Origin of the sequence: Bacteroides togonis (assembly GCF_900130135.1) — a bacterium.
Classification (GTDB): Bacteria; Bacteroidota; Bacteroidia; order Bacteroidales; family Bacteroidaceae; genus Bacteroides; species Bacteroides pullorum.
Window position 1 is genome coordinate 126,852 of sequence record NZ_LT670820.1, and the last position, 12,746, is coordinate 139,597.

The following is a 12,746-nucleotide window of genomic DNA, read 5'->3' on the forward strand; positions in this document are numbered from 1 at the left end:
AAATATGGCACTTGCAATAAATATAGACGATCTTCTGAATAAGCAGAAAATAGAATCCAACCGAATAGAGTTTAAAAAGGGATGGAATCCGGCAAGCATATACCATAGTGTATGTGCATTTGCCAATGATTTTGACGATCTTAGAGGTGGTTATATAGTGGTTGGTGTTGATACAGACGAAGCAACAGGTGTAGCTATTCGTCCTGTAAATGGAATCCCTACAGAAATGATAGATGGAATATTGGATAGCAACCGGAGCCAAAAGTTTTTCTCATATCCATATCAAGCATTGGAAGAGAGTGTAACAAATTCACTATATCATAGAGATTATCGTGAATGGGAACCAGTGGTTATCACCATAGAACCGCAAGGAATTACCATACAGAATGTTGGCGGTCCTGACAGGAGTATATCTGCAGCTGATATTTCAAGATGTGAAGTTTTAGTATCAAAGCGATATCGTAATCGCAGACTCGGAGAATATCTTAAAGAACTCGATTTGACTGAAGGTCGTAGTACTGGTATTCCTACTATTCAGAATGTTTTGATGAATAATGGTTCACCACGAGCTAATGTGGTTACTGATGAAGAACGAACCTTTTTTTAGAATAACAATTCCATGTCATGAAGCAGCTGGAAATATTATTGCTGACATTGCGCATAAAGATGGCTCATTAAAAGTTTCTAAACGTGGTTCATTAAAAACTGCACTACAAAGTGCACCAGAAACTGCACTACAAAGTGCACCAGAAACTGCACTGCAAATCATTAAAGAGATTAGAAATAATCCTAATATTACTCTTTCTGAGATAGCAGAAAAAATTGGAGTATCTCGTCGTTGGATAGCAACTAATATTAAACACCTTCAAGACACTGGAGTTGTGAAGAGAATTGGACCTAATAAAGGCGGTCATTGGGAAATTATAGTATAAATCAATAGCTAAAAAGATATTTAATATGTTGTTAGGACAAAAGATAAAAGAACTAAGACTTGAGAATGGAGTACTGCAAAGACAACTAGCATCTTTTCTTGAGATTGACACCCCTATGTTTTCAAAAATTGAAAGAGGTGATAGACGTGCCAAACGCACCCAAGTTGTTCAAATAGCAAACTATTTTAATGTTGATGAAAAAGAACTTCTCACCCTTTGGGTTGCAGATAAAGTTCTTGATGCTGTTGAGGATGAAGAAGAATTAAAGTGGGATGCTATTAAAGTGGCTCAGTCAAGCATCTCATTGTAACCACAAATTATAAGTATTTTATGGTGTCATTTTATAAACTTTACATGTTACCTCTGACTTCCTTTCTAGATTAAAGGAAACTGATAAAAAACATCAATAGGTAACAGCCGCAAAAACACTGTTTGTGGCATAAGTAAAAAAGAGAGGAACAAGGTCGTCAAATTCGTTGACGATGATGTTCCCGCATCTAAATTCGCTTTTACGAGAATACTTGTCTGCGGAGCTTAAAAAGCTGGATTTTTATTTCAGTATAGCCATTAATATACTACTTTTGCATACGAAGAGTTCTTTGAAGGTTACATAACGCGTAGAAGAATACAACAGCAGATAACTAACTAATCCGTAACCTATTACTACTATGAGTTGGTAATTATAATTCATTTTCAATCACTTAGATATTTTTCGTAATTTCATGCAGCAAAAATACGATATTTTGTATATAATCCCATAATACTATTGATAAATCTTATCGGTAAGTTCGATTTTGCTTCAGAATAGGGGAACAAAGTTGATTGGTAACCGGTCTGTTCGGGTAGCTAGGACTGTTTTCAGCGTAATCGCTTGATTATTAATAATAAAAATAGGCACTTCCTGACGTGGAAGTGCCTAACAAAAACTAAACTAGACTTAACTAAACTATTCTATTGAAGAGTTTCACAACTCCATTGTTCTATTTGTCCGCAAATATACGATTTATTTTCGGAATATCAAGTATGGATAGCTAAAAAGTTGATAGTGTGGGCACTTCAACTTCTGCGGTCGAGGTATTCCTGAAAAGCGGCCTTGTAGCTTTCACTGACAGGAATACTGGTTTTACCGAAGATGATGCGGCCTCGGTCGATGATACGTATTTTGCTCTTTTGTACGATGTAGGAACGGTGGACGCGCATGAAACGGGAGGCCGGTAACAGCTCTTCCATAGCCTTCATGCTCATGAGGGACAGGATGGGGCGTTGGTTGCCTTCTTCGTATATCTTGACGTAGTCTTTGAGGCCTTCTACGTAAAGGATGTTGTCCAGTTCGATCTGTACCAGTTTATAGTCGCTTTTGACGAAGATGGAAGTGATTTCGTCGTGGGGTTGGTTGAGGAGTTCGAACCAGCGTACGGCCTTGTTGGCAGCCTGGAGAAAGTCGGTATAGGAGATAGGCTTGAGCAGATAGTCCAGTGCGTTTACCTTGTAGCCATCCAGCGCATACTGTTCGAAGGCGGTCGTGAAGATGATACGGGTACGCGAATCTACCATTTTGGAAAACTCGAGTCCATTCAGTTCGGGCATCTGGATGTCAAGAAAGAGAAGGTCGGTTTGTTTCTCAGGAAGTTCTTTCATGGCTTGTACGGCACTGGAATATTTCCCTGTCAGTTCGAGGAAAGGGGTTTTTTCCACATAGCTTTCTAGCAGGCCGAGAGCCAAGGGTTCATCGTCTACAATGGCACATTTCAGTTTCATATCTTTTATTCGTTTTGAAGTTCGTTAGTGGGATAACATTCAATGGTAAGTGTCGAATGGTATTCTTTTCCGGTTTCGTCAATTCCCTGTTTCCAGGTGTAGCGGCCGGGGTAGGAGAGTTCGAGGCGACGACGTACTTGTTCCAGTCCGATGCCACTTCCACTCTTGTCGGTTTGCGACTTGGGGTGATAGCTGTTGATAATTTCGCAGCAAACGCAGTTGTCAGTCTGGCTGAATCGTATGCGGATATAACTGGGTTCGGTGGGCGAGATGCCGTGCTTGAAGGCGTTTTCGATGAGGGAGATAAAGATAAGCGGGGCTATCTCCGTACGGTTCTCAGGCCCGATGTCGAAGTGGGTTTCTACCGTGACATTGGCTGCCAGCCGGATACGCATTAAGGCAATATAGTTGCGGATAAAGTCCATTTCCTTGTTGAGGGGAACGAGATTCTGCTGATTGTCGTAAAGTACGTGACGTAACAGACGGCTCAGTTCCTGTACTGCCTGTTGTGCCTTGTCGGCATCGAAGGCAATGAGGGCATAGATATTGTTGAGCGTGTTGAGCAGGAAGTGAGGGTTGAGCTGACTGCGCAGATTCTTCAGTTCAGCTTCAGTACGTTGTTGCTCGGCTTCCCGACGTGCATTCTCATTGGCAGCCCAACGCCGACTCATGCGGATGGCTGCGCTGAGTCCCACAGTGAGTATCATCGAGAAAATATCACGCAGGAAGAAAATCCATTTTGGGGGTCCGTCAGGCCGTTTTATGGGACGGAGGGTATCAGGATGTACCATGATAAATTCCTGCCAAAAATGCGATCCGGTTGCGATGAGCAAGATGCATAAGACATTGAGTGTAAGATAGGTTTTGACATGATTCCTAAATAAATACCGAGGGATGAGCAGACAGTAATTTAGGTAAAAAATAATGAGAAACGAAAGGGGAACGATACATCCATGGCGCAGATAGCTGGTCCATGTGATATTGAACCCGCTCCGGCTCATCATGAGGAACGGGAAGCCGAAGACGATACCCCAGCCAATGATGTGGGTTAAGGCTTCGACGAGATAGGGGCGTTGTGACAGGTTTTGTTTTATCATAGTGGGACAAAGATAAGATTAAATGAAGAATTAATCATGAAGAATGAAGAATTATTTGAAGGCATGGATGATACGGATATACGTGATAAAGGAGGAGCTTTATTCGTGAGAGTCCGTACAATCCATGCCTGTAAAGCGTCTTATTCGTAGCGGATAGCTTCGATCGGGTCGAGACAAGCAGCCTTCTTGGCAGGATACCATCCGAAGAACACGCCGGTGACGGTGCAGACAGCGAACGAAAGGATGACACTCCAAGGCTGGATGAAGATGGGCCAGTGGGCTACGTTCTTGACGATGAACGACGCGCCGCATCCGATGAGTACACCGATGATACCACCTGTGATACTGATGAGGATGGCTTCGATGAGGAACTGCGACAAGATGTCGATGCCACGGGCGCCGACGGACATGCGCAGACCGATTTCTCGGGTACGCTCTGTGACGGAGACGTACATGATATTCATGATACCGATACCACCTACGACGAGCGAGATGCCTGCGATGCAGGCCAGCAGGGTGGTCATCAGGTCGGTCGTGGTGTTGAGCATGGAGCTCAGCTCCTGTTGGCTGCGGATGGTGAAGTCGTCTTCGTCCGTTTCGCGCAGTTTGTGGTTGCGTCGCAGGATGGTGTTGACTTCTTCCGTGGCATAGTCGGTCATGTCTTCAGAGAGGGCCGAGGCGAAAATGCCTTCCAGATAAGTCTGGGTCAGCAGTCGTTTCATCACGGTGGTATAGGGAGCCAGTACGACGTCGTCCTGGTCCATGCCCATGGAGTTGTAGCCTTTGCTTTTGAGGACACCTACCACGCGCAGGGGGACTTGATTGAAACGGATGATACGTCCGATGGGGTCGGTACCGTCAGGGAAGAGGTTGTCTACGATCGTCTTTCCGATGACACAGACCTTGGCGGATACCTGGATATCGGCTTCGGTGAACATTTCGCCTTCTTCGACCGTCAGCTGACGTATCTCCAGATACTCTGTGCCTACACCACTTACCGAGGAGGGATAGTTGTTGTTACCGGCAATGAGTTGTCCGCTGCTCGATACGTTAGGACTGATAGCCGAGAGAAAAGTCGTTTCGTTGCGTAACGATTCATAGTCTGTCAGCTTCAAAGTCTGCATTTCGCTGGGATCCATGCGGACACCTCCTCTGCGTTCACCTCCCGGATGGATCATGATCATGTTTGAACCCATCTCGGAGATTTGTGCCTGGATGCTCTTCTTCGAGCCTTGGCCAATGGCCAGCATCGTGATGACGGAGGCCACACCGATGATGATGCCCAGCATGGTGAGGAAGGCGCGCAACTTGTTGTTGGAAAGAGCACGCAAGGCTATTTTGAATAAATTTGTTCCGTTCATAATGTTACTTGCTTTTTAGATTCAGTCCTCTTCGGGGACGGGGAGGGCGGCCAGTGCTTCGGCTGCATTCAGGATGTTCGGGTTTACGCGGTCATCCTTTACTTGTCCGTCGCGCAGGGTAATGTTGCGGCTGCTGTACTGGGCTATTTCAGGATTGTGGGTGACGAAGATGATGGTACGTCCTTCGGCATGAAGCTTCTGGAAGAGGACCAGGATTTCGAACGAAGTTCGTGTATCGAGGTTACCTGTCGCTTCGTCGGCCAGGATGACGGCGGGATTGTTGACCAGTGCACGGGCAATGGCCACACGCTGCATCTGTCCGCCGGACATTTGGTTGGATTTGTGCTCCAGTCGGTCGCCCAGACCGACGGCCACCAGGGCGTCGATGGCCCTGCGGCGGCGTTCGGCGGCCGAGACTGAAGGGTTGTACATCAGCGGCAATTCCACGTTTTCTACAGCAGTGGTTTTCGGCAGAAGGTTGTAGTTCTGGAAGACGAAGCCTATCTTGCGGTTGCGCAGGATGGCACGCTGCGGCTTGGACATGGTACGCACGGCAATGCCGTCCAGCAGGTATTCGCCACTGGTAGGAGTATCGAGGCAGCCCAGGGTGTTGAGCAGGGTGGACTTGCCCGATCCCGACGTTCCCATGATGGTAACAAACTCGCCTTCGCGGATGGTGAATGAAACGCCACGCAGAGCATGTACCGTTTCATCGCCCACCTGGAAATTGCGTTTGATGTTCTGAAGTTCGATGACAACTTTGTTCATGGCTGTTTCTTTTTTTATTGTTTGCCGTTACTGCTGCTCTTTTTCTTGTCGTTTCCCGGAGGGCCAGGCATGAAGGGGCTGCGTTCGCCGGCTTCGAGTTCGGCTTCGGGTTGAGCGCCGCGGGTGATGTTGGCCTCGCAGATGACTTCTGTTCCGGCTTCGATGCCGCCTGTTATTTCAGTGTAGCTTCCGTTACTGATACCTGTGCTGACGGGGTGGGCAGTGAAGACATTGCCTTCCTTGGTCCACAGCTTGTGTTCACCTTCGCAGTCGTTGATGACGGCATCAGCTCCTACAATGGGACGGGCGGGGGTGAAGCGCAGGGTAGCGGCAGGTACACTGTTCACACCACGTTTGTCTAGCGTGTAGATAGTGATGTTGGCTGTCAGACGAGGCTTCAGTTTCAGGTCAGGATTGGGAGCCGAAATGACAACTTCATAGGTGACTACCGTCGTGCTACTGGTAGTGCTGGTCGATGAGGAGGCTTCGCCCAGGCGGATCTGCGTAACTTCGCCCTGGAAGGTATCGTTGGGGTAGGCGTCTACGGTAAACTCCACACGTTGGCCCAGTTCTACGCCGCCTATATCGGCTTCGTCAACGTCGGCCACTACCTGCATCTGTGTCAAGTCGGCGGCAATGGTGAAGAGGGTCGGAGTTTCGAAGCCGGAAGCTACGGTCTGTCCTTCTTCCACATCCTTGCTGATGACTACGCCGTCGATGGGCGAGGTGATGGTAGCATACGACAGGTTTCGTTCAGCCTTGGCCAAGGCTGCCTTGCTGCTGTCGAAAGTGCTCTTTGCCTTCAGGTAGTTATATTCGGACTGTTCGTAATCGGTGTCGCTAATGAGGTTCTTGGCTTTCAGTCCTTTGTTGCGTTCATAGTTTTTCTTCTGATACTCGTATTCGGCTTTGGCACCGTCGTAGGTAGCTTGTGAGGAAGCCAGCTCGCTTTCCAATGTTACCTTATCCATCAGGGCGATGAGCTGTCCTTCCTTGACGATGGTGTTGTAGTCTACATAAATTTTGTCGATGATACCACTGACCTGTGTACCTACTTCGACTTCGGTGACGGGTTCGATGGTTCCGGTAGCGGTGACGAAGTTCGAGATGTCCGCCGGTCCTACCTTGACCATCTCATAGGTGACCTGCTGCTTCCGGCTGCTTCCTCCGAACAGCCATATGGCTGCTCCGGCTACGATGATGACGCCTGCCGTGAGGCTGATGATTTTCTTCTTGTTCATATTCTAAATCTAAATTTTGATTGTTTTCTATTTTGTTAGAGTTCAAACTTCTCGCCTTGATAGAACTGGAGCAGGCCGGCGTTGAGTAGTGCCATGTATTTTGCCTGCAACATTTCCTGCTGGGCGCTGAGGAGATTGTTCTTCTCGGTAAGCAGTTCGACGGTATTCTTCATGCCGAGGTTAAACTGTTCGCTGACGAGGTCGTAGCTGGTCTGTGTGCTCTCCAGTTTCTTGCTGGCGGCCACGTATTGTTGCTGGGCACTATTGGCGTCTAGCCACAGGTTCTCGATGGTCTTGTAGAGCGTCTTCTGCTTGTCGAGCAGGTCCAGTTCGCTGGTCTGTTTCTGGAGTTTGGCTTTATTGACCGCCGACTTGGTTTGGCGCTTGTCAAAGATAGGAATACTCAAGGTGAGTCCCAGTGAATTGTTCCAATTCTGCTTGATCTGTTCGGTGAAGCTGAAGTCGTTTCCGTTGGCGTTAGTGCTTCCGATGCCTGCGCTGAGGCTGATGGTAGGCATGTAACCTGCACGGGCAATCTTGATATTGAGGTCGGAAGATTCGACGTCGAGTTTGCCTGACTCAATCTCGGGGCGCATCAGCAGGGCGGTACGGTAGACATCGGCCTTGGTGGGCAGGGGCGAAAGCACCTGTGTGTCGTCGGGCATTGTCATGTCGAGGTTCATTTCCTCGCTGCCGTCCAGCTCAAGCAACTGTTTCAGCTGGAGTTTGTAGTCCTGCAGGGTGGCCTGTGAGGTGACCAGCTGATAGTTGTCGCTGCTCACCTGTGCGTCCAGCTGGGCCAGGTCGCTCTGGGCGATGCTTCCGGCCTCGAAGAGCTGCTTGCCGCGTTCGTATTGGGCCTGGCTTACTTCGAGAGTTGCTTCGTTTATCTTTACAGCTTCGGCAGCATAGAGTATCTGTACATAGACCTGCATGATGCTTTCTTCGATGGAGTTTTCGCTTTCGGCTACGGCCAGATCGGCGATACGTTGACTGAGTTGCTGTTGCTTGATGGTATTCAGACGTTTGCCACCGTTGTAGAGCGTCCAGTTGGCATCGATGCCATAGCTTCCGTTATAGGATGTCTTGCTCTGGCTGGTGGTGATGTTGTCGCCGCTGATGATGGTACCGTTGGTGGTATTGGGGCGGTTTACGACGCGCTGGCTGACGCTGGCGTTGAGCGAGGGGAAGAGGTCGGCTTTGGCCGTCTTTACGTCTTCCTGTGTGCTCTGTGCACTGATACGGTTGCGGCGGATGGTAATGTTGTGCTGCAAGGCATAGTCTATGCACGTCTGTAAGTTCCATTGCTGAGGAATGGAAGTGTCGGCTATGCTGTCGGTCTGCACGGTCGGCACCGTCTCGACGGTCTGTGCTTCTACGCAGGTGATACCTGCCAGGCAGAGAGCCGTCAGGGTGAATGTTCTTAGATCTGTCATATTGCTTGAGAATTTGGATTTTTCTACTCTATGATTTTGTATCTCTCTTCTTTTTCCTGACACAAAAGTAGTAGACTACTGGCAGATGTGAAAAAAAGATGGACATAGGGCGGATGGATAACGGCCAGTCGACAGATTTCACCGACCAATCGGCTTTTCTGTCGGTGAACAGTTTTTTTAGGTGGTGGACTATTGATTTTTCCGGTGAAAGTGGTTGGTGGTTTCAAAGATTGGATTATCTTTGTATTATTATGTTTGACCTTAAACAATGAAACAGTTTATTCTGACAGTTTGGCAATTCTATCGCGACGGCTTTCGCAGTATGAAGCTGGGGCGGACGTTGTGGCTGATTATCCTCATCAAGCTTTTTATCCTGTTTTTCATTCTTCGATTGTTTTTCTTCCCTGATTTCTTGAATCAGGCAACTGAAGGTGGAGAAAAGGATGGATATGTGAGCCATGAATTGATTGAAAGGATGCCGTAAAAAGATTCATTTGTTTACAACCTAACCATTTATTTTCTGATTAAAATCTTTATTATTTATGATTGAACACATTGATTCTTCGCTGATCGACTGGTCGAGGGCACAATTTGCACTGACCGCCATCTACCATTGGATTTTTGTGCCGCTGACCTTGGGGCTGGCCGTGGTCATGGGCCTTATGGAGACCTTTTATTATCGGACGGGCGACCTTTTCTGGAAACGGACCGCCCGATTCTGGATGAAACTTTTTGGTATCAACTTCGCCATAGGCGTGGCTACAGGGCTTATTCTGGAGTTTGAGTTCGGTACCAACTGGAGCAACTACAGCTGGTTTGTGGGCGACATCTTCGGAGCACCGCTGGCCATCGAGGGTATTGTGGCTTTCTTCATGGAGGCGACGTTCATTGCCGTGATGTTCTTCGGCTGGCAGAAAGTGAGTCGCGGCTTCCACTTGGCTTCTACGTGGCTGACGGGTTTGGGTGCCACCATTTCGGCCTGGTGGATACTGGTGGCCAATGCGTGGATGCAATATCCTGTGGGGATGGAGTTCAACCCTGATACTGCTCGCAACGAGATGGTGGACTTTTGGGCCGTAGCCACTTCGCCGATGGCCGTCAACAAGTTCTTCCACACCGTCCTTTCAGGTTGGGTGCTGGGAGCCTTGTTTGTGGTGGGCGTCAGCTGCTGGTATCTGTGGAAGAAGCGCGAGCGCCGCTTTGCCCTGAGTAGCATCAAGGTGGGTGCGTCCGTAGGCCTGTTTGCGGCACTGATGGCTGCCTGGACGGGCGACGGGTCGGGCTACCAGGTGGCCCAGCATCAGCCAATGAAGTTGGCCGCCATGGAGGGTTATTACGAAGGGCAGGAGGGAGCCGGCCTGGTGGCCTTCGGCGTGCTGAACCCTGCCAAGCAGAAGGCCGACGACGGCGTGGAGCCTTTCCTCTTCCGCATGGAGATTCCCAAGATGCTCTCGTTGCTGGCCGAGCGCAAGGCCGATGCCTTTGTACCAAGTATCAACGACCTGCTGGAGGGTGGCTACGAGCTGAAAGACGGCACGACAGCCCTTTCGGCCACAGAGAAGATGGAACGCGGACGCAAGGCCATCGGGGCCTTTGCCGCCTATCGGGAGGCGCGTGCCCAGGGTGACGATGCGGCGGCCGGGGTTGCTTCCGTCGAGTTGAAGGAGAATATGCCATATTTTGGCTACGGATACATCAAAGACGTGCACGAGCTGGTGCCTAACGTGTCGCTCACCTTCTACATGTTCCGCGTAATGGTGATGTTGGGCGGCTATTTCATCGTGTTCTTCCTCGTGGTGCTGTTTGTGGTCTTCAGGAAAGACCTGAGCCGCCTGCGCTGGTTGCAGATGGTGGCCATGCTCAGTGTACCGCTGGGATATCTGGCCGGACAGGCAGGTTGGGTGGTGGCCGAGTGCGGGCGCCAGCCGTGGACCATCCAGGATATGCTGCCCGTAGGCGCGGCCATCTCGAAGCTGGAGGTGGGTTCGGTACAGACAACCTTCTTCCTCTTCCTGTTCCTCTTTACCGTCCTGCTGGTGGCCGAGGTGGGCATCATGCTGAAAGCCATCCGCAAGGGACCTGAGAATTCAAACGTAGACATTCATTCTTCAAATTATTGACGTTATGGCATTACTTCAACAATATTGGTGGTTTGTGGTCTCCCTGCTGGGAGCCATTCTGGTGTTTCTGCTTTTTGTGCAGGGGGGTAATTCGCTCCTGTTCTGTCTGGGCAAGACGGAAGAACAACGGCGCATGCTGGTGCTCTCGACGGGGCGCAAGTGGGAATTTACGTTCACGACGCTCGTTACCTTCGGAGGCGCCTTCTTCGCTTCCTTCCCCCTGTTCTATAGTACCAGCTTCGGCGGGGCCTATTGGTTGTGGATGATTATCCTCTTCAGCTTCGTGTTGCAGGCCGTCAGCTACGAATTCCAGCTGAAGGCGGGCAATCTGCTGGGCAAGAATACGTATCGTGCCTTTCTGGTATTAAACGGCGTGGTTGGGCCTGTCTTGCTGGGCGGAGCGGTAGCCACGTTTTTCACGGGTTCGGCCTTCTATGTGGACAAGGGAAGCATGACGGAGACGATGATGCCCGTCATTAGCCGTTGGGCCAACGGATGGCATGGGCTAGACGCATTGGGTGATCCCTGGAATGTGGTGCTGGGGCTGGCGGTGTTCTTTCTGGCACGGGTGCTGGGTGCTTTGTACTTTGTGAATAGCATTGCCGACGAAGAGTTGGTGGGCCGTTGCCGCCGTTCGTTGTGGGCCAATGCGAGCTTGTTTTTGGCGTTCTTCTTGGGCTTCTTGGTGCGCACGCTGCTGGCCGACGGCTATGCGGTCGATCCTGAGACAGGACTTGTGTGCATGGAGCACTACAAGTATCTGACGAATTTCCTCGAGATGCCGCTAGTGCTGGTGCTGTTCTTGGCTGGTGTGGTCTGTGTGCTTTGGGGCATCGGGCGTACGTTGTGGAAGAAGGGCTTCGACAAGGGCATCTGGTTTGCAGGCATTGGTACGGTACTGACAGTACTGTCTCTTTTATTGGTAGCCGGCTATAACAATACAGCTTATTATCCTTCGACGGTCGACCTGCAAAGCTCGCTCACCTTGCAGAACAGCAGTTCCAGTGAATTTACTTTGCGAACTATGGCTTATGTATCCATTCTCGTCCCCTTTGTGCTGGCCTACATCTTCTATGCCTGGCGGAGCATCGACAATCGCAAGATAGAGCGGCAGGATACGGTTGGTGAATGACAGTAGTGTTTTTCTATTATTGTCTTAAATAAAAAAGGCACGGATGCTGCAGCTCGCGAGCTGTCTGGCATCCGTGCCTGAATAATATAGAGAGTTTTTGAGTTTACTTTATTTGACCAGTGTCGATGAAGGGTGATGCCCTGCTCGGGTAGTAGCATCGGTTGCTGCATCCTTGAACTTCACTTGATAGAACTTTTCGTTCTCATAAATGGTGTTCACGCGGATATTCAGTCCTTCCTTACCTTCCAGCAAGTCTGCTATATTGTCCAGTTTGTAAGAAACAATGGCCGAGCCGGGTACGAGTTGTGAATCTTCATTGGCATTATGGCGGAACTCCAATGTTACATAACCAGCCTGATCATTTTCGCCTGTTGAGGCTTCGTTTACTACCAGGCTCAGCATGTGCTTTTTGTCGGGATTTTCGCTGTGCATGAACTGACATTCAATGTTCAGGTAATCCTTGCGTGTGAGCCACATCTGTGTAATGTTGATTTTGTCATCACCGATGCTGTCTTCTTTTTCAGCAGGCATGAAGTAAATATCCTTAGTCAGGATGTCTTCTATCCAACGAATTTTTGCATTGTATTCATAGCCGGGCATTTCTTCGGGCAGTTCGTCAAAGAAAACGAAAGCTCTCTGACCGTCTACAGCTTTGTAGTTGTGCAGATTGCTCATGTCGCCGGGGAAGAGCTTACTGTCTTCATCCAAGAGGACGTAAAAATCACCTTCACTGTCACTCAGTGTCTTGATGGTTCCCACCGTAAACAGGGGATTGCTGTCGTCGTCGTCCAGACACGACTGGAATATCGACATGACCGATAGCAGAAGTATGCACGCAATGAAAGTCGTGCGGATTTGTTTCATCATGTTCGTATGGTTTTTAATGGTTTTTGTCTGATAA

At 49.2% G+C, this 12,746-nt stretch carries 13 protein-coding genes; 6 read left to right on the forward strand and 7 right to left on the reverse strand.

Going from position 1 to position 12,746, the window contains the following annotated elements:
* Window positions 1-4 precede the first annotated feature (4 nt).
* Genes BQ8005_RS17865 through BQ8005_RS00650 form a run of 3 tightly spaced genes read left to right on the forward strand, consistent with a single transcriptional unit; the run spans window position 5 to window position 1,242 of the window.
* Window positions 5-607 carry an RNA-binding domain-containing protein gene (locus BQ8005_RS17865; RefSeq protein WP_394334087.1) on the forward strand — a complete coding sequence of 201 codons (603 nt, stop codon included), beginning with the start codon at window positions 5-7 and terminating at the stop codon, window positions 605-607.
* A complete protein-coding gene (locus BQ8005_RS17870; RefSeq protein ID WP_394334088.1) occupies window positions 585-932 on the forward strand; it encodes a winged helix-turn-helix transcriptional regulator in 348 nt (115 codons plus the stop codon). Before BQ8005_RS17865 ends, BQ8005_RS17870 begins: the two co-directional genes overlap by 23 nt.
* Before the next feature lie 25 nt (window positions 933-957).
* A complete protein-coding gene (locus BQ8005_RS00650) occupies window positions 958-1,242 on the forward strand; it encodes a helix-turn-helix domain-containing protein (protein ID WP_008654408.1) in 285 nt (94 codons plus the stop codon).
* Window positions 1,243-1,988: 746 nt separating this feature from the next.
* Here BQ8005_RS00650 and BQ8005_RS00655 read toward each other — a convergent pair.
* The 6 genes from BQ8005_RS00655 to BQ8005_RS00680 all read right to left on the reverse strand — a co-directional run bounded on the left by BQ8005_RS00655 (window position 1,989) and on the right by BQ8005_RS00680 (window position 8,593).
* Entirely contained in the window at window positions 1,989-2,690 is a 702-nt protein-coding gene (locus BQ8005_RS00655) for a LytR/AlgR family response regulator transcription factor (protein WP_021847309.1), read from the reverse strand.
* Window positions 2,691-2,695: 5 nt separating this feature from the next.
* Window positions 2,696-3,784 (reverse strand): sensor histidine kinase, encoded by a 1,089-nt coding sequence (locus BQ8005_RS00660; RefSeq protein WP_394334107.1) that lies wholly within the window; start codon window positions 3,782-3,784, stop codon window positions 2,696-2,698.
* Between the two features lie 143 nt (window positions 3,785-3,927).
* Window positions 3,928-5,148, reverse strand: a complete 1,221-nt coding sequence (locus BQ8005_RS00665) for an ABC transporter permease (RefSeq protein WP_075316733.1) — start codon at window positions 5,146-5,148, stop codon at window positions 3,928-3,930.
* A 21-nt stretch (window positions 5,149-5,169) separates the two neighbouring features.
* Window positions 5,170-5,916 carry an ABC transporter ATP-binding protein gene (locus BQ8005_RS00670; protein WP_075316734.1) on the reverse strand — a complete coding sequence of 249 codons (747 nt, stop codon included), beginning with the start codon at window positions 5,914-5,916 and terminating at the stop codon, window positions 5,170-5,172.
* Between the two features lie 14 nt (window positions 5,917-5,930).
* Entirely contained in the window at window positions 5,931-7,157 is a 1,227-nt protein-coding gene (locus BQ8005_RS00675) for an efflux RND transporter periplasmic adaptor subunit (protein WP_075316735.1), read from the reverse strand.
* Window positions 7,158-7,192: 35 nt separating this feature from the next.
* On the reverse strand, window positions 7,193-8,593 hold the full coding sequence (locus BQ8005_RS00680; RefSeq protein WP_075316736.1) for a TolC family protein: 1,401 nt from the start codon (window positions 8,591-8,593) through the stop codon (window positions 7,193-7,195).
* Window positions 8,594-8,861: 268 nt separating this feature from the next.
* On the opposite strand from BQ8005_RS00680, the gene BQ8005_RS00685 reads away from it, so the two are divergent.
* Genes BQ8005_RS00685 through BQ8005_RS00695 form a run of 3 tightly spaced genes read left to right on the forward strand, consistent with a single transcriptional unit; the run spans window position 8,862 to window position 11,845 of the window.
* The gene (locus tag BQ8005_RS00685; protein ID WP_021847302.1) at window positions 8,862-9,077 is read left to right on the forward strand and encodes a DUF4492 domain-containing protein; all 216 of its coding nucleotides are present in this window, start codon (window positions 8,862-8,864) and stop codon (window positions 9,075-9,077) included.
* A 58-nt stretch (window positions 9,078-9,135) separates the two neighbouring features.
* Window positions 9,136-10,713, forward strand: a complete 1,578-nt coding sequence (locus BQ8005_RS00690) for a cytochrome ubiquinol oxidase subunit I (RefSeq protein ID WP_075316737.1) — start codon at window positions 9,136-9,138, stop codon at window positions 10,711-10,713.
* Window positions 10,714-10,717: 4 nt separating this feature from the next.
* Window positions 10,718-11,845, forward strand: coding sequence for a cytochrome d ubiquinol oxidase subunit II (locus BQ8005_RS00695; RefSeq protein ID WP_075316738.1), 1,128 nt, complete (start codon window positions 10,718-10,720; stop codon window positions 11,843-11,845).
* A 108-nt stretch (window positions 11,846-11,953) separates the two neighbouring features.
* On the opposite strand, the gene BQ8005_RS00700 is transcribed toward BQ8005_RS00695, so the two are convergent.
* Window positions 11,954-12,709: a NigD1/NigD2 family lipoprotein gene (locus BQ8005_RS00700; protein ID WP_075318813.1), complete on the reverse strand. Its 756-nt coding sequence runs from the start codon at window positions 12,707-12,709 to the stop codon at window positions 11,954-11,956.
* Window positions 12,710-12,746 lie beyond the last annotated feature (37 nt).